This is a genomic window from Leptolyngbya sp. Cla-17, from assembly GCF_016807185.1.
Lineage (GTDB): Bacteria > Cyanobacteriota > Cyanobacteriia > Leptolyngbyales > Leptolyngbyaceae > ULC077BIN1.
The window spans coordinates 1-22,446 of record NZ_JAEVYN010000009.1; the positions used below are offsets into that span (position 1 = coordinate 1).

Here is a 22,446-nt window from a genome sequence, read left to right on the forward strand (position 1 = left end):
TCGATGGGTATTTGATTCACTATCATTTCACACTGTTCGTATTCTGCATCTCAAGTACGGCAGCTCTAGCAGCAATTCATCATCTGTATCAACTTGAAATAGTTGAACGAATGGGTACAGCAATGAGCTACGACACACAACTAAGACGATGAGAAAATGCTACGAGGTGGTCATCTCCCGTCTACTGGGTTTTGCGACCCTAATGGATGCGTTGCAGGCGTGGTCTTTAGGGAGTGTACAGCAAGCAGACGGTAGTATTGAGAGTGTGGAGTATCGGTGCGATAAAGCGGGAGATGAGAGCGTGTTATTTGATGCGATCGCCCCTTTTCTGACTACAGTTGCAATCCCCGGATAGATGCTTTCAGGATAACAATGAGCATTGGCGGCATGTCTTCATAGACGGACAACATCGGCAGGTGCTTGGCAAAGTCATTTTGCTGACCAACATCCAGAGTTATTTGATTCCTTGGAGAAGATACAGCGCAGCATGAGATACTCTCTGGAGATACCATTACTCGCAACGTTCTGAACCATCACTTTAATTTCTGGAATGCAACGATCGATTCAACTGCTAAGTGAACAGGAGACATCGTAGCTGGACTACTCTGTAGCATGAGCGATTCGCCACTTAGAGGATTTTGAGACAATTTGAAAGGTGTTTTGAGGCAACCGAGCAACCTGATAGCTATTGGAGTTGGGACTACAAGCTACGGCAAGGCAATCAGGAGTCCCGGTATGAAGCTTACGCAATTGAAGTGGACAGTCTGACTCAGGGACTGATGTTTCTTGAGACTCAGTGGCACGGATCTCAACTTCCCCAGCGTTACCCATTGGTTTATGTTGAAGCATTGGCTGTGGCTCCCTGGAACCGTCGGCGCTTGGAAGACCCACCATACTTACGGGGGTAGGACGAACCCTATTGCTGTTTGCGCGGCAGCGCAGCCTGGAATTAGGATATAGCGGTCGAGTCGGGCTTCACGCTTTACCCGAGTCAGAAGAATTTTATCGTCGCAACCAAATGCCGGAGTATACCCAGATCCAGACAAGGAGGGCTTGGTATACTTTGAATACGGTGTGCTCCGGCGCTAAGTTTGCCATAATTTCTAGGAAAGTTTTCGATGGATGATCCCACCCTCGCTGCCCAATATGCCCAAAGTGGAGACTTAATGGATTTGTGCAACAACGAGGCGTGGTTGCGCGAGTCTACTCAAGTTGAAGACGGGGTGCAGTAGAAGCAGGACTGCCGATGAAAGGGTTTAGCCAAACTATCGCTGCACTCACGAGCGAACAAGACCAGCAGTTGCGCAGCAGATGAAAGTCCAGGCAATTCTCTTTACAGCCTTACGACAGTGGATGGAATCCTGGGATTTGGGTGCGGGGTTTGACGACACCTATGCGATCGCTCGGCGGTTGATTCGTCATCATTTAAACCAATCCAACTGAAACTCAACTGGCAAGGATTAATAGGATCCTGGCAGAAAGTGTTGATCCGGGAAATATGAACCCAGCGACCGGAAGCAAGCAGTGTCACTTTTGACGGAAATTTTCACCCAGGAAGACTGGCAGGCAATGGCAGAAGCCGCATCGCACTCCATCTCATCACGGGTGTTGAGCGCAGGAAAAACGCAGCCTGTAACAACGGCGGTATGAGCTTTGAGGCATTGAAGATTCAATTTCTCAGTTCCAAGGGAAGATGACGTGCCGAGTGAGTGGTCACAAGCGGAAGTCGAGGCTGTTGTTTCAGATTACTTCGCCATGCTCTCCCTGGAATTACGACGGGAGCCTTACAACAAAGCGGCACATCGACGGAACCTTATCCAGCTTCTCAACGGGATCGGAAGGAGCCATTGAGCGAAAGCACAAAATATCAGTGCCATCTAATGGAGTTTGGCTATCCCTACATCTTTGGCTACAAGCCGTTGGGTAATTATCAATCCCTACTTATGAGGTTGTCGCTGATCGCACATCAGTTCTGATTCAAGCTTTAGCGCAATTGCAGCAGGCAGTGGAGGAACCTGCCAACATCCCGACCGTAGAGGATTTGCTATCTCGGCTTGATTCTCCTCCTGAACCATACACCCCTGCGCCAACCGCAGAGCGATCGGAACCGTTGCGTCGTGTCCGTCCTGCCATTAATTATCTGGAACGAGAAGCTCGTAATGCCGCCTTGGCAGGGCTGGTGAAGAATTTGTGCTTAATTTTGAGCGAGCACGGCTCATCCGATTGGGGCAAGAAAGCCTTGCATACCGAGTAGAACACATTGCTGTGACTGAGGGAGATGGGGCTGGTTTTGATGTTCGATACGTTTGAAGCGGATGGGCGCGATCGCTTCATCGAAGTCAAGACAACTGCCTATGGTAAGCAAGTCCCCTTCTTCGTTTCTCAGAATGAGGTAATGGTTCCCAGAATTACAGCGATCATACCATCTATACCGTGTGTTTCGATTCCGGGATGATCCACGGCTGTTTACACTCACAGGCTCATTGGATCACATTTGCAACCTGAGTCCAGTACAGTTTATTGCTCGGATTGCGTAGGCGATCGTATTCCTGATTCCATCTGTTCAGTTTTCCTCATCTTAAGGGTGCTTAACGGACTCGAACCCGCTAATAGCCAGCTTCACAGGCTGGTGTCTCGACCGCTTCGACTTTAAGCACCATTGGTGGATTCTGGTCGGAGTTGAAACCGACATCTTTCTGCTTGCAAGGCAGACGCTTTCCCAGTTAAGCTACAGACCCATGTTTGGCAGGCGTGATAGGAGTCGAACCTATACGAGTCGGTTTAGAAGACCGATGCCCTTATCCCTTAGGCGACACGCCCATAATTGGTAGTCCTGGCAGGATTTGAACCCGCAACCCTGTTCTTGTAAGGAACCGCTCCACCATTGAGCTACAGGACTATGAGAGCGATCGATGGGACTCGAACCCATACGCTGAACTGGCAGACTCAGATGCTAGCCGTTACATCACGATCGCAGGCAGAACCATTATTGGTTCAGAGCGATCGACGAGACTCGAACTCGTGTCTTTCTGGGTGAAGCCAGAGGTGCTTGCCGCTGCACCACGATCGCATTCTGGGGCTGGTGACAGGAGTTGAACCTGCAACCCATCGCTTACAAGGCGATTGCTCTGCTGCAACTGAGCTACACCAGCACATTTGGAGCAGACGATGGGGGTTTTGAACCCATATCGGGAGCGTACCAAGCCCCTGTGTTGCCCGTTACACCACGTCTGCATTTGGAGCAGGTGACAGGAGTTGAACCTGCATGAAGGCTGTACGAGAGCCTCATGTTGCCCGTTACATCACACCTGCGTTTGTTAGACGCGGGGGTGAGAGTTTGCACTCACCGATCGCAGCTTATGAGACTGCCGAGCCGCTCTTGCTCTATCCCCGCTATACCCCCGGCGAGAGTCGAACTCGCAACAATCGGGTTTAAGCCGGACACGTCTGCCAATTGCGTCACAGGGGTATTTGGTGGGTTGTATAGGGTTTGAACCTATGCACTCTTCGCTTAAGAGGCGGCTGCTCTACCAACTGAGCTAACAACCGAAGCATTGGTGGGTCGCCAGAGATTTGAACTCTGATCTGTCTGCTTAAAAGGCAGCCACTCTAACCGTTGAGCTAACGACCCGAATGGTCTCAGTGGTAGGGATTGAACTACGACCTCCGGTTCCCCGAACCGACGTGCTCCCACTGCACCACACTCAGATATTTGGTACACCGAGCAGGAGTCGAACCTGCTAATAAACGCTTATCGGGCGTGCGCGTCCACCACTTCCGCCTTCGGTGCTTGGTACTCCCGGTGGGAATCGAACCCACAAAACCTAGATCCTCGGTCTAGAGCGTCTTCCCTTCCGCCACAGGAGCATCAGTACCCTTGGTGGGAGTCGAACCCACAAAATCTGGTCTCTGAAGCCACACGTCTGGCAGTTCCGTCACAAGGGCAAATGGTCGGGATGGTAGGATTTGAACCCACGACTCCTTGGTCCCAAAACCAAGGCTTCTGACCACTGAATTACATCCCGATGTTTGGTACTCCTGACAGGATTTGAACCTGCAACGCATCGCTTCTAAGGCGATAGCCTCTTCCAGTTGGGCTACAGGAGTGAGAGATGGGAGGAATACAGGGGAATGGCCCAGGCGACTGTTTACCTCCTAACTGCCCCGCCAGGGTTTGAACCTGGAATCTCGCTTTCAAAGAGCGGGATGTTGCCAGTTCACACCACAGGGCATTGAAATGGATGCAGGAGTTGGGGTTGAACCAACCTCTCTCTGATTCAGAGTCAGAGCGACTTGCCAATCGTCCATCCTGCAATAAATGGCTGCCCTAGCAGGACTTGAACCTGCAACCTCACGGTTAACAGCCGCTCGCTCTGCCATTGAGCTATAGGGCAACGAGTGGGAAGTGACGGGATTGAACCGCCTTCTCGCCGTCTTCAGCGGCACGTGAGCACCAGCTTCACCAACTTCCACAAGCGGAGAGCAGAGGAATCGAACCCCTAGCCCAAGGACTACCCTGGTTTTCAAGACCAGTTGCCGACCATTCAGCGGTGCCCTCCATGATTGGCGAGAACGGAAGGAGTTGAACCTTCACTCTTCGGTTTCGTAGACCGATGTGTTTATCCAGTTACACCACGTTCTCAGAGCCGAGAGCAGTGGAGTCGAACCACACATTGTTCATCCATCTGTTTAGCAAACAGCGCCGATCGCCTGATCGATTTACTCTCCATAGATTTGGTAGGTCGGGCAGGAGTCGCACCTGCAACGCAAGAAGCGGCTGTTTTACAGACAGTTGCCCACGCTGATAGGCGAGCCGACCCATGTTGAATTTGGCAGTGCCGACGAGTTGAACCCGCAAGCATCGACTTGAAAGATCGACGGCTTTACCAATTTGCCTACGGCACCAAACTTTGAGATTTCTACAACGTGCAAGTTTGAGAAGCTGTTTTTTCAGCCTCCAAGTTGGCGGAGGCTGTAGGAGTCGTAGCTTGCTTCCCGCAGGGTACCTACTTCGCTGTTTAGGCGAGTGACCAGTATGTAGGCTTCTCGGATGAGGGCACGCCGTAGAACGCACAGACGAGGATTTGAACCTCGAACAACGGTTTTGGAGACCGCGATGTTGCCGTTACACCATCTGTGCATTGGTTGCAGCGGCGGGAGTTGTAGCTTGCTTCCGCGAAGCGGTACCCGCGATGACCAGTTATGAGCTTGGGGCTTTGCCATTAAGCTACGCTGCAATAATTTGGACTCCAGGGAGAGAATCGAACTCTCGCTAGTTGGTTTTGCAGACCAACGCCTTCCCACTTGGCGACCTGGAGATTTGGTGGAAACGTGGGGAATTGAACCCCAATCCTGCAACCGTCCGTTTGTTGATTTCGGAGCAAGTGATGCCAATCCGTTCCCACGAGCGAGGATGACAGGGTCGTAGCTTGCTTCCGCGAAGCGGTACCTGTGACCACTTGTCTCGGAAACAAGCACTCTGTCCTCTGAGCTACATCCTCATTGGGAGCATCGACGGGGGTTGCACCCGCTTCTCCATGCTTGAGAGGCACGGCGACTTCTCTATTCGTCCACGATGCTACAAGGCGGGGATGGCGGGATTTGAACCCGCGATCTTTCGCTCGACAGGCGACTGCTTTGAGCCAGACTAAGCTACACCCCCAAAGGTGGCGATTCAGTTGTCTAGGTTCAGAAGGGTGACTACAAAGCCTTTGTGAGAGGTTGTAGTGTTGATACTACAGTTATACTACAAACGCGCTGCAAGTTGTCAAGGGTGTACTACAACTTTTTTCTAGGCAAGAGGGCGATCGGGAAAGAAATAGTCGTATCGCCCTTTCCTACTGGGTTTCCCCACTACGCTAGGGAGGAAATGCGGGCTTCACTCATCCGCCACAGTTTGTAAGTCAGGAATTCAGCGCGATCGCTCATTACCGCCAGGAACATCCTTCGTGAGCGTCTTTGTCCTCGGCAATCCAGCTTCCGCTGATTCCAACTTCGACAAACTCCTCATCTACAGCAATGAGGGTGACTACTGAGCCATATTCCCGCTGTAGCGCCATCTCTAGCCCTTCCAGTTCGGGAATATCAACAGGCAGCAGAAAGGAGGCGCGACCGGATTCGATATGGAGCGATCGCCCTAACCGCATTGCCAGGAGGACTCGCTGGGCAATCAACAGTTCGGGGTTGGTCATGGTCCGCTCCATGTACAGCCCAACGTCGGTGTAATTCAGCTTCAACATTGGTCGTGCCTCCTTTCTAGGCTTGAGATCAGGGGTCAACAGGTTGCTGTTCTTTCCAGAACTGCTCGGCGAAGGCGATCGCAGGATGCATCGGTGCTTTGGGTTTGGTTTGGAGTACCATCCCGGTTTCATGCAGAAGGCGATCGCCTTTGCATGAATTGCACTTCTCGCAGGCGGTTACCACGTTGTCCCAGGTATGGGGGCCCCCTTTTGAGCGGGGAATAACGTGATCCAGCGTCAAATGCTTAGTGCTGCCACAGTACTGACAGGTGTGGTTGTCGCGGCGGAAGACTTCCCGACGATTCACAGGAGGTACTTTCCAATGCCGCTCTGGATTGCCACTGGTCAACCGGATGTGGTCTGGGATTTGTAGTACGACACTGGGAGAGCGTACTTCCCATTGCTGGGTGCTGCTGAACTCCAGGGTCTCTGCCTGTCCGGTAACCAGTAGAACGATCGCCCGTTTAATGTTGATTGTGCCAGGGGCAGGTAGTTCTTAGAAAACACTACGACCTGGTTCTGAAGTATTGGAATTTTTTGTCGCTGCTCAGTCTGCATGAGTTTTCTCCTCAAAAAATAAACCCCGCCTCTGATGACCAGGAGCGGGGGTTGGGGAAGTGGATATGGCTTTCCCTATGTCGGTGTCAGGATTGCCCTGCACCTCCCGCTGCTAGTGAGTTGATCCGGATTGAGTCGTCCGGCGATTTTGATATCAATGCCTTCGCTGACGGATTTACCGCCGCTAAACCAATACGTCCCCTCAAACGCAAACAGCACCGCTGCTCTGCCTAGACCGTGTTGAGGTCGGCAGAGCATGGCGCTGGCTAAGGTGGCGTGAAGGATGCGTATCATGGAAGGCTGTAATATTTGTATGACAATTCTGGATGTCTACATACTACACTTGTAGTATCGGATTGTCCACCCTTGATTGAAATTTAGGATGTTCGGTTATGGATACACGCAAGCGGGGCAGCACTTCGGAAATGCAGGTCACGAGTATTCGATTGGAACCCGAACTGAAGGAGCGATTGCGGGAGATTTCTGGAGAACAGGGCTATCAAACCCTGATTCGGGAAGTCCTTTGGCAGTTTGTGGATCAGCAGATGGTGTCGGATGAGGTGCGTTGGCGTAGCCTCTCCAAAGGAGAATCGTACTCGGTTGAAGATAGGCGATCGCCCTTTCATCCCCCACTGTTATCCATGTCGGATATTCGGGCGACGTTTAGGGCAGTCTCTCAACAAGAAGAGCAATGTGCCATTACAGGGCAGCATATTCAACCACAGCAAGAGATGCTGTTAGGGTTAACAACAAACGGGGAGATTATTGCTCTCAGTATGGCGATCGCTTAATAGTGCTTCCAGTAATAGGCATCGATCCGACGATACGTGTAAAAATTTATCATATAGGCATCAAAGCTTTGCTGGATAGGTTTGCGGCGACCGAAATGAAAGCATTGACTGTTTGCTGGGCAGGCAGCTATTCGGTTATTTGTAGCGCTGAAGCTCAGATGAGCAGATTCCTCCGGTGGTACCCAAGGAATTCAAGGTGGTCTGCTTCAATCACCCCCACTAATAAGTCGGTTAGTCTGGAAAGCTTCACATTTAATATGCTAGCCTCTGCAAAGTCCTCAATTAAACATGAATCCTTCCCAACAATATCGGCGCTAGCAACAATGCCATATCCATCTAAACCCTCTGCTGAGCCTTGTGTAACAACCTTCGATGAGTTTGTACAATTGGCAGATTATTCTCTGATGGATACCTTAAATGCCGATCCTGATGCCACGGTCGATGGTGATGATCACCGGGCCCGCCAGGTTTTTTCTGGTCATTTCGTACCTGTGTCACCCACGCCGCTTGCAGACCCAGAATATGTAGCTCATAGCCGCACTTTTTTTAAGGAACTTGGGTTGAGCGATGGGCTGGCGCTTAATGAAAAATTTCGCCGTGTATTTTCTGGTGATCTCTCTGCTGCCCATGAGCCGATGCGTCAGGTGGGCTGGGCGACGGGTTATGCCCTGTCGATTTATGGCACCGAATATACCCAACAATGTCCATTTGGTACGGGTAATGGTTATGGCGATGGTCGGGCGATATCTGTATTTGAAGGAATCATCAATGGACAGCGCTGGGAAATGCAATTGAAAGGGGGTGGCCCAACGCCTTATTGCCGGGGTGCCGACGGGCGCGCTGTCCTCCGGTCAAGTGTGCGTGAGTTTCTAGCGCAAGACTATATGCAGGCGTTAGGTGTGCCAACATCGCGCTCTTTGACACTGTATGTTTCTAAATCTGAGACCGTTACCCGGCCTTGGTATTCTCAAGACTCCTACTCTATTGACCCTGATGTTTTGGTGGACAATCCTGTGGCCATTTCAACTCGCGTTGCACCCTCCTTTTTGCGCGTTGGTCAGCTAGAGTTATTTGCCCGCCGCACTCGCAGCAATGCTCATCCAAAAGCATTAGAAGAGTTGAGCATGATAGTGTCGCACTTAATTGAGCGAGAGTACAAAAGCGACATTAATCAAAGCCTTGGTTTTGCCGGTCAATTAGTTGAATTGGCTAAGCTATTTCGCCAGCGTCTCACTTCACTGGTGGCTAATTGGCTACGTGTTGGTTATTGCCAGGGTAATTTTAACAGTGACAACTGCGCTGCTGGAGGCTTTACCTAGACTATGGACCCTTTGGATTTTGTGAAAAATTTGACCCTTGGTTTTCAACCTTGGACTGGTGGCGGCGAGCACTTTTCATTCTTCAATCAGCCCATTGCAGCAGAAGCAAATTATTACATGTTTTGGAAAGCAGTGAGACTGCTACTTACAGAAGATGCTGAAGCGTTAGAACAGTTCGACCAAGTAGGCCGCGGCTTTTCAGAAGCCATGCAAAAACAAATCCAAAAAATGTGGGCGGACAAACTTGGCTTGACTGAATATCACCCAAAGCTATTTGAAAAATTAATGCAGTTAATGACTGACTCAGAGGTAGATTACACCATTTTCTTCCGCGAGTTATCCCATATACCAGATGATATCTCAGCATTGAAAAAAAGCTTCTACGTTAAAACTTCACCACAACTCGATGAACAATGGCAATCTTGGCTAAAAAGCTGGCGCGACCTCGTCATTAACGACGGCAATTTGGCTGAGATATCAACAAAGATGAAAACAGACGAACCCAAAATACACATGGCGAGAGTGGTTGATTGCCCCTGCCTACCAACAAGCCATGCAGGGTGACTATACTTTAGTTAAAGAGTTGCAAGAAGTCCTTAGCTATCCATATGATGAGCAATCACAAGACGTAGAAGATAAATACTATCGTCTAAGACCTAAGGCGTTTTTTAACACGGGTGGCGTGTCGCACTATAGCTGTTCATCTTGAATAGCTGCGTGACAAGCAACTATTCAAGATGAACAGCTTTGTTCTTGAGCAACTGCTGAAAGCCAGGTTTGCAATGAGTTTGAGTCCGATATGATAAAAAATTTCACGTATCGCGGCTCAACCCCTAATAGCAATGCATAATTTGAATTAGAAGTCGAAGCCGTCTATTGCTATTCCACTGGGTTATAGCCTGGCTTTTTGTAGAGCTTCTCTGGGTTGTTCAAGATTTCTGGTTTATAGACTGTCTCTACCCAATCCTCTGGGTTGATTTCTTCGATCGCGACCGAAATCGAGTCTTCGCTGCTTTCGAGAATTGACATAGCATCTTTCACAATTTGCTCGACAAACCGAACCTTCTGCTGTTCCGACCTGCCGGGATAAAGCTTGATGCTGATATGAGGCATTGTTTTTCTCCTTCAGTGCTTTGCTGAACAAAGTTTAAAGCCATTGGGCGCGGAGGTCATTCTCATGACCAGGGACGAGCCGACAATTACTGGGTAAGAATTCGATCCACTGCCTGGATTTAGTTAACGTTTATTGGTAGGTATCGTTTCAGCGATTAATATGTTGCATGAAGGATAGCAGGTGATTTGCAACGACTTGGGGTTGATCGAAGTGGGGCACATGTCCCGCTGCCTCAATCCAAATGAGTTGACTGCCTGAGATCGCTCGCTGCCACCGAGTCGCATCAGCGGTTCCTAACACATCATCCGCTTTGCCCCACAGAATCAGCGTGGGATGGGTGACTTGAGCAATTCGATCGCTTAAATCCGAATACCCGCCACTTCTGGTAAAAGAGGCGAATCGCCTCCTTCCACCCAGGCATCTCCTGATGGAGGAATGAGCAACGCAAAGCATCAATCAGCATCGGATTGACCATCGGTAAAACTGAAGCCGCCGCCAGGGCAGCCCGCTTACGGAAATAGAGCCAGTCCGCACCCAGGTCAATGAGTCCCTGTGGCAGAAATTGTCCGATTGGAAAGCTGCCAGAAAAAGCCAACGCTATCAATCAAAGCAAGGATCGCACCCAGTTAGGATGGTGCAAAGCGAAATCGATCGCCACTGCCCCTCCTAAAGAAGCACCCACAAGAATAATCGGTTCACCAATCCAAGTTTCTACAATGCTCAGAAGATGTTGCCGGATTGACCCTGGATTAACTGAGATCGAGGTAGGGTGCTCGGTGAACCCTGACCCGAAGAGGTCGATCGCCCACACGTCTCCGCTCCCTGCCAACAACGGGAGCAACCGCCGAAATTCTAACAGGGAACTGTCGAACCCATGCAACAGCAGAATTGGAGGAGTATCCGGGAAACAAGAAGATGACTGGGGAGCGAAATGAACATAAGCCGTCGAGAGCGCCGTTAGCCCCTGCTGAAATGGCACCTCGACGATACGACGCTGAATGGTTTGCAGAAGGGTAATCGCCCCTGTATCTTGAATCTCGGCAACAGAGGATGGCAGAAAATGGGCAAACATTAGTCTCAACTAGATTGAGTAAGTTGGTATGCCAAGTTCCAATTTGGAACCGGACGGGATTGTAAATTAGATTGTGTCAAAGGTCAGAAGTTGAGATCTAATGAACTACTGAACTTGAGACAAAATCATGATGACCTTTCAACCCGAACTACTTGACCAACTGCTTCAAGGCTATGAAAAACCAGAAGATTTACTGGGGGATGGTGGCATCCTCAAACAATTGACTCAAGCCTTAGTGGAACGCTGCCTGGAGGCAGAAATGCAAACCCACATCGAAGCACATCGGACTCAGCCTGAAGCTTTAAAGCCAAACAATCGTCGCAATGGGCATAGCAAGAAGACGATTAAAGGTGAGTTTGGCGAAGCCGAGATTGCGATTCCACGTGACCGAGCAGGGGAGTTCGAACCCATCATCGTCCAGAAAAGGCAGACTCGCTTTGACGGGTTTGATGACAAGATTCTGTCGCTGTATGCGCGGGGGATGAGTACTCGTGACATTACAGCTCAACTGCAAGACCTGTATGGGGTAGAAGTATCGGCTGGTTTGATTTCCAACGTGACTGAAGCCGTGGAAGAGGAGCGCAAAGTCCTGGCAGAATCGTGGGCTGGAGCGGGTTTACCCAATTGTCTACTTGATGCCATTGTGGTCAAAGTCAGGCAGGATGGACGGGTGATCAACAAAGCGGTTCATTTAGCTCTGGCAGTGAATCTGTCAGGCACAAAGGAACTGCTGGGCATGTGGATGACCCAAAACGAGTCATCTAAGTTCTGGCTCCAGGTGCTGACGGAATTACAGAATCGAGGACTCAAGGATATTTTCGTTGCTTGCTGTGATGGACTCACTGGCTTTCCAGATGCCATTGAAGCGGTATTTCCCAGAACAACGGTGCAGTTGTGCATCGTCCATATGGTGCGTAATTCCTTGAGCTATGTGTCCTACAAAGACCGTAAAGCTGTAGCAGCCGATTTGCGTCTGGTTTATACGGCCAGCACCGAAGCTTTGGCGGAGCAATACTTGGTGGAGTTGGCTGAGCAATGGGACAAGCAGTATCCCACTATCAGTAAGTCCTGGATGAACCACTGGCAAAGGATTACTCCCTTCTTTGCCTTCCCGAATGAAATTCGGAAAGCCATCTACACGACCAATGCCATTGAGTCGGTCAATATGACCCTGCGAAAGGTGTTGAAGAATCACAGAGCGTTTCCGACCGATGAGTCTGCACTTAAAGTGGTTTACTTAGCAATTCAGAACATCTCCAAAAAATGGACGATGCCGATTAAAGATTGGAAGCCTGCCTTAAATCGGTTTGCCATCGCCTACGACGATCGCTTTCCACTGTGACCTTCTATCCTTGACACAATCTATTTGACATACCCAACCGGACTGCTATCTTATGCAATCTACAAGTTTTCATCCTCCCCGATTGCCTTCAAGTACGCCTCGGCTGCTGCTTGCTTGAAGACACCCTTGGTGTACCGCTGAAACACTCGATCTCTCTTGATCCCCATCAATTCCTTACCAAACAAGGGATCAACGCCTCGTCGGATCACTTCCGTTCCAAAGGTATGCCGGAACCGATGCGGGTTGAGATCTTCCACTCCAGCGATCGCCCCCAATTTCTTCACCATCCGGTGCAACCCTTTGTACCCTAACCTCTGTCCTGCACTCTTTGGGTCCTGCGCCAAAAACATCGGACTCTCTGGCAACGGTTCAAACATTCCACCCTGCTGCCGCCGCCACTCCAGGTAAGTCTCCAGATGAGATCGTGCCTCTCGACTCAGCGGCACCTCCGACACATTCTGCCCCTTCGAGCGATGCACCTTCAAAATCTTGCCGTTCCAATGCTCCACATTCAGAGCAGACGCTTCCGAAGCCCGCAGCCCATGACTGATCACTGCGGTTATCGGAAGATGTGGGTGTATCTCTCTTAACCTGGTCTGAGGCTCTGGCTCGTGATGCTCAAACCTGGACAAACCATCTGGCAGCAATGGGTGGCAACACACTAATGCATGATGAAGGCGAGAATCTCTGGCTGGGCACCGCTGGAGCTTTCAGCAGCAATGACATGGTGAACTCTTGGGGAGCGGAGAAAAAGCAGTTTCGTCAGGGTATTTTTCCGAACGTCAGCAAAACTGGCGATTGGAATGATGTTGGACACTACACTCAGATGATTTGGGGTGCGACGACTCAAGTCGGTTGTGCTAAAACCACCACAGGCGGCAATGACATTTTGGTTTGCCGCTACAGTCCTCCCGGTAATTTTGAGGGACAGCCTGTTTTTTAAAAACTGCCACATGGCTCATCTGCCCCTTGATTTAGACTGCAACGTGCCGCAATGGCAATGTTCCGCACCGCTGGACGCAGACATTGCGGCTCACATTCGCCGCGCCATGATGTTGCAGGGCTTCAAAAATGGATACGCAAGTGGGCGATGTCAACACCCTGGCTCCTTTTGCCCTGATCTTGCCAGCTCAGACTTGGCGACAACTTGCTCAATTGGCGGAGTGTCTGACCCAGGAAACACTTCAGGCGGAGGCTGAACTGCAAGAGCGTCCTGATCTGTGGCAAGAATTGGGACTGCCGCGATCACTCCGACAAGCCATGTCCCAACACACACCCTGAACACCTGCCGCTGACCGAAATCAATTTGGCTATGCCAAGTGTCCACGTAACGGGGTTTTTCGTTCCACTGCATCTCAGACCCCACCGACAAACTGAAGCCGGAAAAGCTGGCACCACGTTGGAGGTGTCTCAATCGACGGTGCAGCAGTGGGAGAATGGCAAAAATGTCTCCAGTTTGGAGAATCTGGAGAAGATTGCTCGAATTAGGGGATGGTGGTGGAGGATTTTGTTGCTTACCTGTATGGGTGCACAGGTGGGTTGACGAGTAAGGACATTCTTGATCGGGTAGAAGTAATGCCATCGCGGGATTTTGCCCAGATGTTGCGAGTGATGGCGGATCGGATGGCTACGGGCAAAGGATGCGCCGCCGATAGTGGAGCGTAAGGGGAAGGCTTCGACTAACGCTCAGCCCAAGGGGAAGGGCGAGGGGGAAGGCTTAGCTCAAGGTGATCGGGTGCCGCTGGAGTTGCTGGAGCAAGTTGAAATGGATGAGGTAACGGAGGGTACGGATGAAGAGATGAAGGGTGAAGTCTGAAGAATGAGGCTGAAGGAAACTGGAGCTTGCAGGGTTGAGATAGGGAACTCTTAACTCAATCAATAGGTTCAAGTATGAGATACCAATCCAGGCAAAGAAGGTCTTCGACATCGTTTGCAGTCAGAGCAAAACAAGTTCTCTTGCCTGGATTGTTGATTGCTGGAGTTAGCCTGCTTTCTGCGAAAGATGCTTTTTACTTTGATAACGGTCGGGTGGGGCGGGTTGGAAGATTGGTAAACCAAAAGTATCGCTGCTCAACGCTCACGGCGGTCGATCGCTCCCAGAAGTTCGGCAGTTGGCGTTGGCGCTGGTGAACCGAGATCGTCAACTCAATGGCTTGTTGCCGCTAGTGGAAGATCCGCTGCTCTCTCAATCGTCTCAGCAGCACAGCCAAGATATGATGAGCCGCAATTATTACGCTCATGTCACTCCAGAGGGGAGAACCCCAACGGATCGCTTCACCCAAGTAGGCGGACGCGGTGGGGTGGGAGAAAACATCATGCAGCAGACAGGCGGAACAGGAATTAGCTTGAGCTATGGGCTGATTGAAGCATTTCAGAAAGCTGGATGTATAGCACAGGACATCGCCAAAACTTGTTAAAGCCGGACTACAAACGTTTGGTTATGGGATTGTGGTTGACCCGATGAGGGGACGAGCTTATGCGGTGCAAAACTTTGCTGGAGCAGAACAGTAATAACACTTGCGTCAGGGACTAGCGATTCTCGGTGTCGATCCACCAGCGTTGAAGTTTAGGCTTTTGACCGGGTTGATTATTGACGGTGACAACTGCTAGCTTTGCCCGTTGGCGTTGGTGAAGCTGAAGCGACAAAAGCCCATACCTGTACCAGAGCAGGTTTCGACTTCGTTGTAGCCAAGTTTGTCGATGAGGTAGTTCATTGCGCCGAAGCGATCTCGATTGGGGGAATGTACTACACTTGCCATCCGCTGTTGAGCAAGGTCTTTCGTGCCTGAGCGTAGGGCATACCTTGTTTAAGGGTTTTGGGGAGGGTCTGAGCTATGGCGATCGTGGGCACAAGGAGTGTTGCGATCGTGGTTGCAGTGATTGTGGCAAGCAGTTTGTTCATAAGCACAACTTTATTTCTCCATGCAGTTCGCTAGATTTTTAGATTTACTGGATTTGTACGGAGCCAAATTAGATGACATCAAGACAAATTCGTGTCGCTGCAAACTCCCGCTATTGTAGGTTTGCAGATGATCGGTTGCTGAACAATCAATCATCTGGTCATCAGGCTTACCAAGTTGGCTCCAGACGGAAGGTTCATCAGGTCTAGCTTTACTGCTTCAACGACACTAATGCGTCTCTACGACAAATTAAAAAGTCACTGTACACCTTAAAAGCATGGCAGCGAAGCGATTAGAACGAGGTTCGTTGGCTGCACAAAGCGAGCGTTAGCGCGAACCAAGCAGTTATCGGCGGTGCGCAGCCAGGGAGCACCGTTAGAAGGTGGTCATGGCCAGCCCGGAGCGATCACGAAATGCAGTGATCGGATCGCCCGCGTTGTAGGTGCGGCGAATGGACCCATTGGGTGTGGCGCGACAGTTGAGAAAAGCCATCAGCCGACACGACTCTCCACCCGCGCCAAGTGCTAGATTGAGTGCCACCATTCCACTGATCGACGCTTACAGGTGTAAAGTCTCCACGCCCATCGGGACGGGGCAAGGCAGCCACTAAATTGAGCGTGACAGTCCTGACCGATGACAGGACAAGCCTTGCCGCCTGTAACGTTCCAAGTGACTGAGAATCTTTGCCCAGGGCGATTGTCAGTCATGTCGATCGTGCCTGTACAAACCTGTTCAGCTCCGGGACCCGTACGAGAATCTCGAAACGTGCCTCGATAGCGTGAGACACCACTCTCAGGCACCGGAACACCAGACACATTCGCTGAGCCAATCCAATCTTTGCCTTGAATGCGGCTCACGTATTCCACGCTCGGTTTCGAGCGACTTGAATCAAGCACGAAGCGAGTTTGTCCAGTTGTCGTAGTGTAAACAGCAGCTGAGGCGGCAGCCGGAAAGGCAAATGATAGTGCGCTGAGCGCCAGAAGATAACGGTATTGCATGGTTCAGTCCTGTAGCTTTGTCTTTTCAAAGTTCATTACTTCTAGAAAGACTACGCTTGTGTTGCGTGTTGCTACGGAAACAGTCGATAACTTTCTTCGCTGCTCGACCGAAGGGGCACCTCAGAATTCGGAAAAATTTGTCCACTTAGGCGTTTCTGTAGCTTTGAGACCCAGTGTTACCGCGTGCGACCTTCCGGTTTACGCACATCCACGGCATTCGGTGGCAGGATGTTGCAGATCAACCCGCCTTCGGTGACCTGTGGATTTTTATCCAGCCCTTCATGCAGGATGCTGCTTTTCTAGCCGCCCATAACGCCTCTTTTGACCGGGGCGTGCTCTATGCGTGCTGTGACCTTTACGGCATTGCTCGACCGCCACAGCCTTTTTTGTGTACGGTGCAACTGGCTTGCAAAACCTGGAATTTACGTCCGACCAAACTGCCCAATGTTTGTGAATACCTGGGCATCGAGCTAGAGCACCATCAAGCGTTGTCTGATGCAGAAGCCTGTGCTCGCGTTGCTCTGCAGCTCACCAGTCCCAAGCAGCTTGCCAGAATCGGTGTTGAACCAATCAAACGTCAGCGCCTACATGGGCTTAGAGATCGCCCCCCTGATGCCAGTGGAACCTGACCCTTGTCACCGTAACAGGGATTGCTTGCCTGATCTCAAGACCAGCCCGTAGGGTGAGAATAGTCCTGTTTGCCTGCCATTCATAATGCCCATTGAGGTCACCCTGGAGCGACGGCAACTGCAATTGACCTGTATCGAGGGGGCACTGGCGAAAGGTGCCACCAGCCGACACGCTTTACGCCGACAGTTTGAAAGCGCGAATCGCTGCATTGCCTTTAATTGCAATCAAGCCCCCCCCCTCTCCCTCATCCTCACATTGAGATAATTTGATTAATTGGATTGTTGTGCCTGACGTTGTGACGTTGCCCCAGCCCATGCCTTTGATGATGGCTTTCAATTTCTGGTCTACGGTTGGCTAGAGCTTGTTGTACGCGACCTTGAGAAGCGGAATAGTCATTGCCTCTAAGGAGGGCCAAAAGCGCTGGAACCCCAATAAACCACTTGTCGTTAAACGCTCTAACTGGAATCATCATTCCAGGCAATAATCAGAGAAATCGCCTCATCAATCTTTTCCAAAGCCGACGCCTGATCGCGAATTCTTCTTTGCGGCGTATGACCTGCAATAGTTGGTTGAACTCGTGATGGCACTGGCACCACAGGTGTAGGTATCGGAGTAACCGGAGCCGAACCCGTAAACAGTTGTTTTAACTGCTGAAACTGAATCAACTCCGCCTGCAGCCGTTCATTTTCAGTTTCAACGCCTCCAACTCTTCCAACTCCTCCAACGGTCGAATCGCCACCGATGCCATACTTTGAAGTTGCCCCTGGGCCTGGTCAAGTTTTGCCAAGAGCGCCTGATTTTCAGCCCTCAACCGTTCTACTTCAGCTGTAAACCATTGAAAGGTGCTGCCAAAGGATTCAACCGAAGTTGCTATCGTCGGAGTCGAATCGTCTCGCAGAAACCTAACAACCGCCTCCATTACATCCGCATTAGAGCCTTGAGCATTGAGTTTAATTGCCGCTAATTCTTTGAGTTGATGCATTAAATCAGTAGGCACCTCGCGCGAGGTTTACGGGGATGGATTTCAGCATCCGGAAAGAGCGATCGCCATTGTTTCATTCTCCATTACTTCAACTGGCTCAATATCTGCCAGTTCAACGGGTTCAAGCTCCAATTCGACCGTAGTCGGTAACGCTCCAACGCGTTCTAATAGAATCCCCTTTTCACCGAGTGGCTGCTGCTGGGCCCGATCAAGAAATAATGAAAGTAGTGTTCCGTAGCCCCCGCATTCTTCCTTTTGCTAATTCAGACTCACCAATCACATGCCCTAGATGCTGTTGCAGGAACCGTGAGTGCCTTGATTAGGAGGACAGAAGAAATGCGTGGCAATTTCAGCATACGCCCCCCTAAGATTGTGAGCCGTCACCGCCTTTTCGCCAGGTAGCACCGGCAGTACCTCTGAGTCCTCGAAGCTGCTCTTGATATAATGCCTGACACTGGTATTGAGCCTGGAGTTAATGTCATCAGGAGACAACTCCGCCAACTCCTGAATTCTAGGATGGGCTCTAAACTTATAGATCGCCTTTAGAAACCTTATCTGCATCAATCAAAGTAGCGATCAGGAAGGTTTGAGCCTTTTCAATGTCTTGAATTCCTTTTTTCAGTTGCCCACGAAACGAGATCGCGTAAGGATGATGGGTCGGTTTAAATTCGCCTTTAGCCACAATCTCACTGAATCGTCTCCCCGTCACCGCCAAAAGCCCTACTGCCCATTCATAGGGAGTTTCCCTTGTCAACAAATCCTTCGCCTTATTCAAGAAACCTGTCTGCGCGAATCGGCTGTAAATCGTCCTGCTTTAGATTGTTCTTAATCGTCGTTTTTTGCTTAATTGCCTGCTGTACCTCATTTTGGATAAGTCAGGTGATAAAGCCCCCAGTGAGGGTAAACCTTGCCATACAGACTAGGTGGCAACTCCAGCCTAGGCAATCGACCCTCATCTATAGCCCGAGCGATTGCCTTGCGATAGTCTGGTAAATATTGATTCGCGATCGAGGCAACCGGGTAGCCTTCTTCGAGGAGGGCAATTTCAGCGGCACAGAGAGCTTTCGCTGCGTTTTCAGTCTTACAGTTGCCCAACCTATCGATAAAGTGGAGGATCAATTCTCCACGTTCGTCTTTGGAGAGTTTAGTGCGATCGTTTGTAGCGATGCGATCGCGGAATCGAGCGATTAATTGTTCGCGGGTGGTGTCATGGTATAGGCAGTAGGGATAAAACTCATCGTTTCACGTCCATGTTCATTAAATCCCTATCTATATCAGATATTCATACTATATCATTATCCTTATCGCTGTTGCAATCGGTGTGAGGAGGGGGAGCAAGAACTAGTTCTTGCAATAAATTTATGGAACGAATTGGGCATTTTAAGGGGGTAGTTTTTTGCATCTACTATGAAAGGCGTTTTGCATAGAATCCAGCAAGGCTTGCTTCGCTGCTTTCCAAAAGCGAACTGAAGCAACCCACAATTAGCAGTTATGGGCAAGCTGAGAGTGGTGTTGCTTTAGACGATATTCAACCGGTAATGGAATGGTTATTCCTTAGCCTTCTCAATGCAGGCTATCAGGGCAATCTCACTTGTTCTGGTTGTCTCCTAGAGATGCTGTTGACTTGCATCAACATCTACGACAGTTACACCAGAAAGATGAGCCTATTTTTGGCTATCGCTGTGGAGATCGCGTTTCAACACCCCCGGAAGGCTTTTATTGGAGAATAATGGCAGAGCATCCCTCTTTGAAAATTTACCAGTTAGAAGTACAGCAAAATGGCTAAAAATGATTTTGTATCTACAATCGGGGTTGACTATACTACCCTTCTTGACCTGCTTCAAGCAGAAAACATGGATGAAGTTACAAAGAGGCAGGAAATAAAGAGCAACACTGGAACCTTTATTCTAGTCAATTCAAGAGGTGAAAACGGAGCTTTACAGGTATTAAGCGATGAGTAAGCAAAGCCCATTTCACAAGTTACCCGAATGCGAGTCGCTGTTTTCACAATACCCATAACCCTCATCTTTTCTGTGCCGTTCATCCCTATGGAGTGCAAGAAAGTAGTGACAGTGTGTAGATTTTGAACTAGATCCGAACTTATTAAATGGGGAATGGTGGGAGCCAGAAGAAGCCAGTTTTTATGGGAATGAGCTTGTCATTTCACCGGCGCAACGATGGAAACCGAGCGCAAAAGCTAGAACTGTTGCTGTGGCATCCGCTTTTACAGGTCTGTGCCCTGAGTGTCGCTATCCATTTCCTCCCGATTCAGCGCGTGTTCATTGGGATTGCCCTTCGTGTGAATGGAAAGACGACAGTGTGTAGATTGCACTTCAGACAATTTTGTTTGGGTCTAACTTTCTGGTTTTAGCCTAAACCTCACCGGGTTGCAGTGGCTTTCCTTGCCAGGATTTCTTGCCTATATAGAAGTCTTTAATCAGCAGAGTGATTGCTCAACTTAATCGTCTAAACCGCCGTGTGTTGATTAAGATGAGGTCTGAATGTCCAGTTAATGCGTTCTGCTACTGATTGCTTAGTCTTGGGCAATTGATGAATGTGAGTGGATTGGCAACCGGGAAGCATGAGCAGTAGCGAACCATGTTCGAGAAAGAAATGCTGTAATTCCCCCTCATGCCCCTTACGGGGTTTAAGGCTAAACTTGCGGATAGCGCCAATGAAATCGAAGCGATCGCGGGACTGGTGCCCAGGCTCTTTTCGTTATCCGAGTGCCAACCGATTGAGTGTTCACCGACGCGATAGCGATTGCCAGTGGTGATCGCAAAGTTGAAGCCAGATTCAGTTCTATACGGTCTCGTAACTTGGCTAATGGGTCCGTCCAGGGCAGCGGTTCTAGAAGTACCGACGACGAATAGAAATAGCTGCATCCCTCATCGCCATAGATAGCTTCCAAACGAGGGACAGGGATAAACTTGCCAAACATCCGAATATCATTTTGCTGCCAACTCAGAGCTTGGCTGTGTTCGTAGAGAGCATCGGCTTCAGCTTGAGAGAGGAATTGAAGGCAGGTAGTAGTAGGGTTCTTGGGTCATAGCACCATCAGGTGGGTAGTGAATAGGCAAGGAATTGAAATAATTCGCGATCGCAGCAAGAGAAAACGTGTGACGTAGATTATTTCGATATAAGGTGCCCAAAGTCCAAGGAGATCATTCCTATTTCAAGTTATTTGCTACAGCGAAGGATTGTAGCCAGAGAAGCTAACCGAGTCCTCATCGAAGACCCCGCGATTGCCTTTCTGATTCCCTCTTTTTCCAAGCTTTAATAGTACAATTGCTTCAACGGCTCGGAACAATTTACCCATGCGACGGGATTCAATTTTCTATGCCTTATTTCAGCAATCTCCGACGCTTCTATTTGAGTTACTCGAAGAGCCACCCCTTAACGCTGAGGCCTATCGATTTGATTCCGTAGCCGTCAAAGAACCCCGGTTTGAAATCGATGGAGTGTTCTTACCCCCTGACACTGAAGTGCCTGGAATTGTGTACTTTTGTGAGGTTCAATTCCAACGGGATGAGCGGCTGTATGAACGCCTTTTTGGTGAGTCGTTTTTATATTTCTATCGCAACCGAGATCGCTTCATTGATTGGCAAGCTGTAGTAATTTATCCCGCTCGTTCAATGGAGCAGAGCAATACGCTTCCCTATCAAGATTTACTGCGGGAGATCGGGTTCATTGCGTGTTTTTAGATGAGTTGGGAGACATTGGACAATTGCCGTTAGGAGTCGCCCTCATGGTATTGACAACCCTTGAAGAAGCTCAAGCACCCGCAGAAGCAAGAGCGTTACTCGCGCGATCGCGGCAGGAAATAGACGAGGCCAGCAGCTAGTCGCGCCATAATGGAGATGCTGACCACCATTATGGTTTACAAGTTTACAAATCTGAGTCGGCAGGAGATTGAAACGATGTTGGGAATCAGTTTGCAGCAGACACGGGTATATCAAGAAGCTAAGGAAGAAGCGCTTCAGCAGGTAGTGATAAACCTTCTGAAAGAAGGAATGACGGTAGAGGCGATCGCTCGTGTTACTGGACTATCGGTCGAACAATCGAGCAGTTGCAGAAGAGCGTTCCTCACAATCCACTAGGATAGTTTAACGCGATTGCACGTCTTCACCGCTCCATCCATACTCCTTCATTAAATCGCACTGGTTCTGTAGTGTTATTTTTCATCGTTCCATCACCGACCTTCCCTAATTCAGGAAAGGAACTGACTTAGATGTTCAAAAAAAGCCTTCCCCCTTGCCGTTGCTAGAAGCTGCCGTCGATACCACACTTAACGTTTCAATGAGAGAGTCTTGGCTAGCATTCGCGACTAAAATGCGTCAGAGCTTCTCCCCCTTCCCCTGTCTGAGCCGCCACAATAGCATTGATGTAATCTATCCGTTGCTCATTGGCAATTACCCCAATCAGGAAGCCTGCTCGAATCAGTAATAGATTCATCAAGAGGCGTGCTGTGCGTCCATTACCATCTTGAAAACGGGTGAAC

38 protein-coding genes, 30 tRNA genes and 3 pseudogenes are annotated in these 22,446 nt (G+C 49.8%); 22 read left to right on the forward strand and 49 right to left on the reverse strand.

Features of this window, described 5'->3' with window-relative positions:
- The first annotated feature begins 148 nt into the window (after window positions 1-148).
- From JOY44_RS30585 to JOY44_RS32030, 6 genes are all read left to right on the forward strand, one after another.
- Window positions 149-355: a hypothetical protein gene (locus JOY44_RS30585; protein ID WP_171577126.1), complete on the forward strand. Its 207-nt coding sequence runs from the start codon at window positions 149-151 to the stop codon at window positions 353-355.
- A 283-nt stretch (window positions 356-638) separates the two neighbouring features.
- Complete coding sequence (locus tag JOY44_RS32020; protein WP_242541972.1) at window positions 639-908, forward strand: hypothetical protein; 270 nt, start codon at window positions 639-641, stop codon at window positions 906-908.
- Window positions 909-1,311: 403 nt separating this feature from the next.
- A complete protein-coding gene (locus tag JOY44_RS32585) occupies window positions 1,312-1,443 on the forward strand; it encodes a hypothetical protein (protein ID WP_281063354.1) in 132 nt (43 codons plus the stop codon).
- Between the two features lie 81 nt (window positions 1,444-1,524).
- Window positions 1,525-1,650 (forward strand): hypothetical protein, encoded by a 126-nt coding sequence (locus JOY44_RS32590; RefSeq protein ID WP_281063355.1) that lies wholly within the window; start codon window positions 1,525-1,527, stop codon window positions 1,648-1,650.
- Between the two features lie 355 nt (window positions 1,651-2,005).
- Window positions 2,006-2,254: a hypothetical protein gene (locus JOY44_RS32025; RefSeq protein WP_242541973.1), complete on the forward strand. Its 249-nt coding sequence runs from the start codon at window positions 2,006-2,008 to the stop codon at window positions 2,252-2,254.
- Between the two features lie 24 nt (window positions 2,255-2,278).
- Window positions 2,279-2,455, forward strand: coding sequence for a protein NO VEIN domain-containing protein (locus tag JOY44_RS32030; protein ID WP_242541974.1), 177 nt, complete (start codon window positions 2,279-2,281; stop codon window positions 2,453-2,455).
- Between the two features lie 127 nt (window positions 2,456-2,582).
- On the opposite strand, the gene JOY44_RS30600 is transcribed toward JOY44_RS32030, so the two are convergent.
- The 33 genes and pseudogenes from JOY44_RS30600 to JOY44_RS30760 all read right to left on the reverse strand — a co-directional run bounded on the left by JOY44_RS30600 (window position 2,583) and on the right by JOY44_RS30760 (window position 7,091).
- A tRNA-His gene (locus JOY44_RS30600) sits at window positions 2,583-2,658 on the reverse strand.
- A 2-nt stretch (window positions 2,659-2,660) separates the two neighbouring features.
- Window positions 2,661-2,738 (reverse strand) — tRNA-Ala (locus JOY44_RS30605).
- A gap of 5 nt (window positions 2,739-2,743) precedes the next feature.
- A tRNA-Arg gene (locus tag JOY44_RS30610) sits at window positions 2,744-2,820 on the reverse strand.
- Window positions 2,821-2,825: 5 nt separating this feature from the next.
- A tRNA-Val gene (locus JOY44_RS30615) sits at window positions 2,826-2,899 on the reverse strand.
- Between the two features lie 5 nt (window positions 2,900-2,904).
- Window positions 2,905-2,975: transfer RNA gene (locus JOY44_RS30620), tRNA-OTHER, on the reverse strand.
- Window positions 2,976-2,998: 23 nt separating this feature from the next.
- Window positions 2,999-3,070, reverse strand: a tRNA-OTHER gene (locus tag JOY44_RS30625).
- A 4-nt stretch (window positions 3,071-3,074) separates the two neighbouring features.
- Window positions 3,075-3,152: transfer RNA gene (locus JOY44_RS30630), tRNA-Thr, on the reverse strand.
- Between the two features lie 5 nt (window positions 3,153-3,157).
- Window positions 3,158-3,234: transfer RNA gene (locus JOY44_RS30635), tRNA-Thr, on the reverse strand.
- Between the two features lie 3 nt (window positions 3,235-3,237).
- A tRNA-Thr gene (locus JOY44_RS30640) sits at window positions 3,238-3,312 on the reverse strand.
- 84 nt (window positions 3,313-3,396) lie between these two features.
- Window positions 3,397-3,469, reverse strand: a tRNA-Leu gene (locus JOY44_RS30645).
- A gap of 86 nt (window positions 3,470-3,555) precedes the next feature.
- Window positions 3,556-3,631: transfer RNA gene (locus tag JOY44_RS30650), tRNA-Lys, on the reverse strand.
- A 3-nt stretch (window positions 3,632-3,634) separates the two neighbouring features.
- Window positions 3,635-3,708 (reverse strand) — tRNA-Pro (locus JOY44_RS30655).
- A gap of 5 nt (window positions 3,709-3,713) precedes the next feature.
- Window positions 3,714-3,790: transfer RNA gene (locus JOY44_RS30660), tRNA-Ile, on the reverse strand.
- Between the two features lies 1 nt (window position 3,791).
- A tRNA-Leu gene (locus JOY44_RS30665) sits at window positions 3,792-3,867 on the reverse strand.
- Between the two features lie 5 nt (window positions 3,868-3,872).
- Window positions 3,873-3,945 (reverse strand) — tRNA-Leu (locus JOY44_RS30670).
- A 3-nt stretch (window positions 3,946-3,948) separates the two neighbouring features.
- Window positions 3,949-4,025 (reverse strand) — tRNA-Gln (locus JOY44_RS30675).
- Window positions 4,026-4,030: 5 nt separating this feature from the next.
- Window positions 4,031-4,107 (reverse strand) — tRNA-Leu (locus tag JOY44_RS30680).
- Window positions 4,108-4,159: 52 nt separating this feature from the next.
- Window positions 4,160-4,232: transfer RNA gene (locus JOY44_RS30685), tRNA-Gln, on the reverse strand.
- A 6-nt stretch (window positions 4,233-4,238) separates the two neighbouring features.
- Window positions 4,239-4,314: transfer RNA gene (locus JOY44_RS30690), tRNA-Gln, on the reverse strand.
- A 5-nt stretch (window positions 4,315-4,319) separates the two neighbouring features.
- Window positions 4,320-4,394: transfer RNA gene (locus JOY44_RS30695), tRNA-Asn, on the reverse strand.
- A gap of 82 nt (window positions 4,395-4,476) precedes the next feature.
- A tRNA-OTHER gene (locus JOY44_RS30700) sits at window positions 4,477-4,559 on the reverse strand.
- A gap of 5 nt (window positions 4,560-4,564) precedes the next feature.
- Window positions 4,565-4,642 (reverse strand) — tRNA-Arg (locus JOY44_RS30705).
- Window positions 4,643-4,735: 93 nt separating this feature from the next.
- Window positions 4,736-4,820, reverse strand: a tRNA-Tyr gene (locus JOY44_RS30710).
- 10 nt (window positions 4,821-4,830) lie between these two features.
- Window positions 4,831-4,905 (reverse strand) — tRNA-Glu (locus tag JOY44_RS30715).
- Window positions 4,906-5,069: 164 nt separating this feature from the next.
- Window positions 5,070-5,140: transfer RNA gene (locus JOY44_RS30720), tRNA-Trp, on the reverse strand.
- Between the two features lie 2 nt (window positions 5,141-5,142).
- Window positions 5,143-5,237 (reverse strand) — tRNA-Ile (locus JOY44_RS30725).
- Window positions 5,238-5,243: 6 nt separating this feature from the next.
- Window positions 5,244-5,318, reverse strand: a tRNA-Cys gene (locus tag JOY44_RS30730).
- Window positions 5,319-5,408: 90 nt separating this feature from the next.
- Window positions 5,409-5,501, reverse strand: a tRNA-Arg gene (locus JOY44_RS30735).
- A 2-nt stretch (window positions 5,502-5,503) separates the two neighbouring features.
- A tRNA-Glu gene (locus tag JOY44_RS30740) sits at window positions 5,504-5,580 on the reverse strand.
- A 6-nt stretch (window positions 5,581-5,586) separates the two neighbouring features.
- Window positions 5,587-5,662: transfer RNA gene (locus JOY44_RS30745), tRNA-Asp, on the reverse strand.
- 265 nt (window positions 5,663-5,927) lie between these two features.
- Window positions 5,928-6,239: an alr0857 family protein gene (locus JOY44_RS30750; RefSeq protein ID WP_171577127.1), complete on the reverse strand. Its 312-nt coding sequence runs from the start codon at window positions 6,237-6,239 to the stop codon at window positions 5,928-5,930.
- 28 nt (window positions 6,240-6,267) lie between these two features.
- Window positions 6,268-6,797, reverse strand: a pseudogene (locus tag JOY44_RS30755) (HNH endonuclease).
- A gap of 75 nt (window positions 6,798-6,872) precedes the next feature.
- The gene (locus JOY44_RS30760; protein WP_171576280.1) at window positions 6,873-7,091 is read right to left on the reverse strand and encodes a hypothetical protein; all 219 of its coding nucleotides are present in this window, start codon (window positions 7,089-7,091) and stop codon (window positions 6,873-6,875) included.
- A 98-nt stretch (window positions 7,092-7,189) separates the two neighbouring features.
- Between JOY44_RS30760 and JOY44_RS30765 the strand changes: the two genes are divergently transcribed.
- Together JOY44_RS30765 and JOY44_RS30770 are read left to right on the forward strand one after the other, a co-directional pair.
- On the forward strand, window positions 7,190-7,588 hold the full coding sequence (locus JOY44_RS30765; RefSeq protein ID WP_171576279.1) for a hypothetical protein: 399 nt from the start codon (window positions 7,190-7,192) through the stop codon (window positions 7,586-7,588).
- Between the two features lie 404 nt (window positions 7,589-7,992).
- Window positions 7,993-9,471: pseudogene (locus tag JOY44_RS30770) on the forward strand (protein adenylyltransferase SelO family protein).
- 315 nt (window positions 9,472-9,786) lie between these two features.
- Here the strand turns inward: JOY44_RS30770 and JOY44_RS30775 are convergent.
- The 4 genes from JOY44_RS30775 to JOY44_RS32045 form a co-directional block, all read right to left on the reverse strand.
- A complete protein-coding gene (locus JOY44_RS30775) occupies window positions 9,787-10,020 on the reverse strand; it encodes a tautomerase family protein (RefSeq protein WP_171576278.1) in 234 nt (77 codons plus the stop codon).
- A gap of 148 nt (window positions 10,021-10,168) precedes the next feature.
- The gene (locus JOY44_RS32035) at window positions 10,169-10,438 is read right to left on the reverse strand and encodes an alpha/beta fold hydrolase (RefSeq protein WP_242542004.1); all 270 of its coding nucleotides are present in this window, start codon (window positions 10,436-10,438) and stop codon (window positions 10,169-10,171) included.
- A complete protein-coding gene (locus JOY44_RS32040) occupies window positions 10,323-10,616 on the reverse strand; it encodes a hypothetical protein (protein ID WP_242542006.1) in 294 nt (97 codons plus the stop codon). The genes JOY44_RS32035 and JOY44_RS32040 overlap by 116 nt, the downstream gene beginning before the upstream one ends.
- Before the next feature lie 9 nt (window positions 10,617-10,625).
- The gene (locus tag JOY44_RS32045; protein ID WP_242541975.1) at window positions 10,626-11,093 is read right to left on the reverse strand and encodes an alpha/beta fold hydrolase; all 468 of its coding nucleotides are present in this window, start codon (window positions 11,091-11,093) and stop codon (window positions 10,626-10,628) included.
- Window positions 11,094-11,220: 127 nt separating this feature from the next.
- Here JOY44_RS32045 and JOY44_RS30785 point away from each other — a divergent pair, with 127 nt between their 5' ends.
- A complete protein-coding gene (locus tag JOY44_RS30785; protein WP_171577128.1) occupies window positions 11,221-12,435 on the forward strand; it encodes an IS256 family transposase in 1,215 nt (404 codons plus the stop codon).
- A 59-nt stretch (window positions 12,436-12,494) separates the two neighbouring features.
- Here JOY44_RS30785 and JOY44_RS30790 read toward each other — a convergent pair whose 3' ends face one another.
- The gene (locus JOY44_RS30790; protein WP_242541857.1) at window positions 12,495-12,989 is read right to left on the reverse strand and encodes a tyrosine-type recombinase/integrase; all 495 of its coding nucleotides are present in this window, start codon (window positions 12,987-12,989) and stop codon (window positions 12,495-12,497) included.
- A gap of 17 nt (window positions 12,990-13,006) precedes the next feature.
- On the opposite strand from JOY44_RS30790, the gene JOY44_RS30795 reads away from it, so the two are divergent.
- The 7 genes from JOY44_RS30795 to JOY44_RS32055 all read left to right on the forward strand — a co-directional run bounded on the left by JOY44_RS30795 (window position 13,007) and on the right by JOY44_RS32055 (window position 14,852).
- Window positions 13,007-13,378, forward strand: coding sequence for a CAP domain-containing protein (locus JOY44_RS30795; RefSeq protein WP_242541976.1), 372 nt, complete (start codon window positions 13,007-13,009; stop codon window positions 13,376-13,378).
- A 128-nt stretch (window positions 13,379-13,506) separates the two neighbouring features.
- A complete protein-coding gene (locus JOY44_RS30800; protein ID WP_171577130.1) occupies window positions 13,507-13,716 on the forward strand; it encodes a hypothetical protein in 210 nt (69 codons plus the stop codon).
- A 31-nt stretch (window positions 13,717-13,747) separates the two neighbouring features.
- Window positions 13,748-13,978 carry a helix-turn-helix transcriptional regulator gene (locus JOY44_RS30805; RefSeq protein ID WP_171577131.1) on the forward strand — a complete coding sequence of 77 codons (231 nt, stop codon included), beginning with the start codon at window positions 13,748-13,750 and terminating at the stop codon, window positions 13,976-13,978.
- Window positions 13,975-14,100, forward strand: coding sequence for a hypothetical protein (locus JOY44_RS32595; RefSeq protein ID WP_281063356.1), 126 nt, complete (start codon window positions 13,975-13,977; stop codon window positions 14,098-14,100). Before JOY44_RS30805 ends, JOY44_RS32595 begins: the two co-directional genes overlap by 4 nt.
- A complete protein-coding gene (locus JOY44_RS30810; protein WP_203032241.1) occupies window positions 14,090-14,251 on the forward strand; it encodes a hypothetical protein in 162 nt (53 codons plus the stop codon). The genes JOY44_RS32595 and JOY44_RS30810 overlap by 11 nt, the downstream gene beginning before the upstream one ends.
- A 140-nt stretch (window positions 14,252-14,391) precedes the next feature.
- Entirely contained in the window at window positions 14,392-14,565 is a 174-nt protein-coding gene (locus tag JOY44_RS32050; protein ID WP_242541977.1) for a hypothetical protein, read from the forward strand.
- Window positions 14,547-14,852, forward strand: a complete 306-nt coding sequence (locus JOY44_RS32055) for a CAP domain-containing protein (RefSeq protein WP_242541978.1) — start codon at window positions 14,547-14,549, stop codon at window positions 14,850-14,852. Before JOY44_RS32050 ends, JOY44_RS32055 begins: the two co-directional genes overlap by 19 nt.
- A gap of 189 nt (window positions 14,853-15,041) precedes the next feature.
- Here the strand turns inward: JOY44_RS32055 and JOY44_RS30820 are convergent, their stop codons facing one another.
- From JOY44_RS30820 to JOY44_RS30830, 3 genes are all read right to left on the reverse strand, one after another.
- Window positions 15,042-15,194: a hypothetical protein gene (locus JOY44_RS30820; RefSeq protein ID WP_203032242.1), complete on the reverse strand. Its 153-nt coding sequence runs from the start codon at window positions 15,192-15,194 to the stop codon at window positions 15,042-15,044.
- A complete protein-coding gene (locus JOY44_RS30825) occupies window positions 15,182-15,337 on the reverse strand; it encodes a hypothetical protein (protein WP_171576270.1) in 156 nt (51 codons plus the stop codon). Before JOY44_RS30825 ends, JOY44_RS30820 begins: the two co-directional genes overlap by 13 nt.
- A 522-nt stretch (window positions 15,338-15,859) precedes the next feature.
- Window positions 15,860-16,333 carry a hypothetical protein gene (locus JOY44_RS30830; RefSeq protein ID WP_171577132.1) on the reverse strand — a complete coding sequence of 158 codons (474 nt, stop codon included), beginning with the start codon at window positions 16,331-16,333 and terminating at the stop codon, window positions 15,860-15,862.
- Window positions 16,334-16,506: 173 nt separating this feature from the next.
- Here JOY44_RS30830 and JOY44_RS30835 point away from each other — a divergent pair, with 173 nt between their 5' ends.
- Complete coding sequence (locus JOY44_RS30835) at window positions 16,507-16,962, forward strand: exonuclease domain-containing protein (protein ID WP_171577133.1); 456 nt, start codon at window positions 16,507-16,509, stop codon at window positions 16,960-16,962.
- Window positions 16,963-17,047: 85 nt separating this feature from the next.
- Entirely contained in the window at window positions 17,048-17,227 is a 180-nt protein-coding gene (locus JOY44_RS30840; protein ID WP_203032243.1) for a hypothetical protein, read from the forward strand.
- Here the strand turns inward: JOY44_RS30840 and JOY44_RS30845 are convergent.
- The 6 genes from JOY44_RS30845 to JOY44_RS30870 all read right to left on the reverse strand — a co-directional run bounded on the left by JOY44_RS30845 (window position 17,214) and on the right by JOY44_RS30870 (window position 19,040).
- Window positions 17,214-17,435 carry a hypothetical protein gene (locus tag JOY44_RS30845; protein WP_203032244.1) on the reverse strand — a complete coding sequence of 74 codons (222 nt, stop codon included), beginning with the start codon at window positions 17,433-17,435 and terminating at the stop codon, window positions 17,214-17,216. The two genes, JOY44_RS30840 and JOY44_RS30845, sit on opposite strands and share 14 nt — an antisense overlap.
- Window positions 17,419-17,628 (reverse strand): hypothetical protein, encoded by a 210-nt coding sequence (locus tag JOY44_RS30850; protein ID WP_171577135.1) that lies wholly within the window; start codon window positions 17,626-17,628, stop codon window positions 17,419-17,421. The genes JOY44_RS30845 and JOY44_RS30850 overlap by 17 nt, the downstream gene beginning before the upstream one ends.
- Window positions 17,625-17,960, reverse strand: coding sequence for a hypothetical protein (locus JOY44_RS30855; protein WP_171577136.1), 336 nt, complete (start codon window positions 17,958-17,960; stop codon window positions 17,625-17,627). Before JOY44_RS30855 ends, JOY44_RS30850 begins: the two co-directional genes overlap by 4 nt.
- A 270-nt stretch (window positions 17,961-18,230) precedes the next feature.
- Window positions 18,231-18,506: a protelomerase family protein gene (locus tag JOY44_RS33205; protein WP_171577137.1), complete on the reverse strand. Its 276-nt coding sequence runs from the start codon at window positions 18,504-18,506 to the stop codon at window positions 18,231-18,233.
- Window positions 18,475-18,720 carry a protelomerase family protein gene (locus JOY44_RS30865; protein ID WP_171577138.1) on the reverse strand — a complete coding sequence of 82 codons (246 nt, stop codon included), beginning with the start codon at window positions 18,718-18,720 and terminating at the stop codon, window positions 18,475-18,477. The genes JOY44_RS33205 and JOY44_RS30865 overlap by 32 nt, the downstream gene beginning before the upstream one ends.
- Before the next feature lie 86 nt (window positions 18,721-18,806).
- The gene (locus JOY44_RS30870; RefSeq protein ID WP_203032245.1) at window positions 18,807-19,040 is read right to left on the reverse strand and encodes a protelomerase family protein; all 234 of its coding nucleotides are present in this window, start codon (window positions 19,038-19,040) and stop codon (window positions 18,807-18,809) included.
- 496 nt (window positions 19,041-19,536) lie between these two features.
- On the opposite strand from JOY44_RS30870, the gene JOY44_RS32060 reads away from it, so the two are divergent.
- Window positions 19,537-19,731 (forward strand): hypothetical protein, encoded by a 195-nt coding sequence (locus JOY44_RS32060; RefSeq protein ID WP_242541980.1) that lies wholly within the window; start codon window positions 19,537-19,539, stop codon window positions 19,729-19,731.
- Entirely contained in the window at window positions 19,724-19,906 is a 183-nt protein-coding gene (locus JOY44_RS30880) for a hypothetical protein (RefSeq protein WP_171577140.1), read from the forward strand. Before JOY44_RS32060 ends, JOY44_RS30880 begins: the two co-directional genes overlap by 8 nt.
- Before the next feature lie 692 nt (window positions 19,907-20,598).
- On the opposite strand, the gene JOY44_RS30885 is transcribed toward JOY44_RS30880, so the two are convergent.
- Window positions 20,599-20,886, reverse strand: coding sequence for a hypothetical protein (locus JOY44_RS30885; protein WP_203032246.1), 288 nt, complete (start codon window positions 20,884-20,886; stop codon window positions 20,599-20,601).
- Between the two features lie 376 nt (window positions 20,887-21,262).
- Here JOY44_RS30885 and JOY44_RS30890 point away from each other — a divergent pair.
- Both JOY44_RS30890 and JOY44_RS32600 read left to right on the forward strand, forming a co-directional pair.
- A pseudogene (locus tag JOY44_RS30890) lies at window positions 21,263-21,789 on the forward strand (Rpn family recombination-promoting nuclease/putative transposase).
- Between the two features lie 16 nt (window positions 21,790-21,805).
- Window positions 21,806-22,045: a hypothetical protein gene (locus JOY44_RS32600; RefSeq protein WP_281063357.1), complete on the forward strand. Its 240-nt coding sequence runs from the start codon at window positions 21,806-21,808 to the stop codon at window positions 22,043-22,045.
- 214 nt (window positions 22,046-22,259) lie between these two features.
- Here the strand turns inward: JOY44_RS32600 and JOY44_RS32065 are convergent, their stop codons facing one another.
- The gene (locus JOY44_RS32065; RefSeq protein ID WP_242541981.1) at window positions 22,260-22,400 is read right to left on the reverse strand and encodes a hypothetical protein; all 141 of its coding nucleotides are present in this window, start codon (window positions 22,398-22,400) and stop codon (window positions 22,260-22,262) included.
- Window positions 22,401-22,446 lie beyond the last annotated feature (46 nt).

Excerpts from the sequence above, each read along its gene's own strand:
- JOY44_RS30585 (WP_171577126.1), top strand. The coding sequence starts at position 149 with ATGAGAAAATGCTACGAGGTGGTCATCTCCCGTCTACTGGGTTTTGCG.
- JOY44_RS32585 (WP_281063354.1), top strand. The coding sequence starts at position 1,312 with ATGAAAGTCCAGGCAATTCTCTTTACAGCCTTACGACAGTGGATGGAA.
- JOY44_RS32030 (WP_242541974.1), top strand. The coding sequence starts at position 2,279 with ATGGGGCTGGTTTTGATGTTCGATACGTTTGAAGCGGATGGGCGCGAT.
- JOY44_RS30750 (WP_171577127.1), bottom strand. The coding sequence starts at position 6,239 with ATGTTGAAGCTGAATTACACCGACGTTGGGCTGTACATGGAGCGGACC.
- JOY44_RS30760 (WP_171576280.1), bottom strand. The coding sequence starts at position 7,091 with ATGATACGCATCCTTCACGCCACCTTAGCCAGCGCCATGCTCTGCCGA.
- JOY44_RS30765 (WP_171576279.1), top strand. The coding sequence starts at position 7,190 with ATGGATACACGCAAGCGGGGCAGCACTTCGGAAATGCAGGTCACGAGT.
- JOY44_RS30775 (WP_171576278.1), bottom strand. The coding sequence starts at position 10,020 with ATGCCTCATATCAGCATCAAGCTTTATCCCGGCAGGTCGGAACAGCAG.
- JOY44_RS32045 (WP_242541975.1), bottom strand. The coding sequence starts at position 11,093 with ATGTTTGCCCATTTTCTGCCATCCTCTGTTGCCGAGATTCAAGATACA.
- JOY44_RS30785 (WP_171577128.1), top strand. The coding sequence starts at position 11,221 with ATGATGACCTTTCAACCCGAACTACTTGACCAACTGCTTCAAGGCTAT.
- JOY44_RS30800 (WP_171577130.1), top strand. The coding sequence starts at position 13,507 with ATGGATACGCAAGTGGGCGATGTCAACACCCTGGCTCCTTTTGCCCTG.
- JOY44_RS30805 (WP_171577131.1), top strand. The coding sequence starts at position 13,748 with ATGCCAAGTGTCCACGTAACGGGGTTTTTCGTTCCACTGCATCTCAGA.
- JOY44_RS30820 (WP_203032242.1), bottom strand. The coding sequence starts at position 15,194 with ATGGCAAGTGTAGTACATTCCCCCAATCGAGATCGCTTCGGCGCAATG.
- JOY44_RS30825 (WP_171576270.1), bottom strand. The coding sequence starts at position 15,337 with ATGAACAAACTGCTTGCCACAATCACTGCAACCACGATCGCAACACTC.
- JOY44_RS30830 (WP_171577132.1), bottom strand. The coding sequence starts at position 16,333 with ATGCAATACCGTTATCTTCTGGCGCTCAGCGCACTATCATTTGCCTTT.
- JOY44_RS30840 (WP_203032243.1), top strand. The coding sequence starts at position 17,048 with ATGCCCATTGAGGTCACCCTGGAGCGACGGCAACTGCAATTGACCTGT.
- JOY44_RS30845 (WP_203032244.1), bottom strand. The coding sequence starts at position 17,435 with ATGATGATTCCAGTTAGAGCGTTTAACGACAAGTGGTTTATTGGGGTT.
- JOY44_RS33205 (WP_171577137.1), bottom strand. The coding sequence starts at position 18,506 with ATGCAGATAAGGTTTCTAAAGGCGATCTATAAGTTTAGAGCCCATCCT.
- JOY44_RS30880 (WP_171577140.1), top strand. The coding sequence starts at position 19,724 with ATGGCTAAAAATGATTTTGTATCTACAATCGGGGTTGACTATACTACC.
- JOY44_RS30885 (WP_203032246.1), bottom strand. The coding sequence starts at position 20,886 with ATGTTTGGCAAGTTTATCCCTGTCCCTCGTTTGGAAGCTATCTATGGC.
- JOY44_RS32600 (WP_281063357.1), top strand. The coding sequence starts at position 21,806 with ATGCTGACCACCATTATGGTTTACAAGTTTACAAATCTGAGTCGGCAG.
- JOY44_RS32065 (WP_242541981.1), bottom strand. The coding sequence starts at position 22,400 with ATGAATCTATTACTGATTCGAGCAGGCTTCCTGATTGGGGTAATTGCC.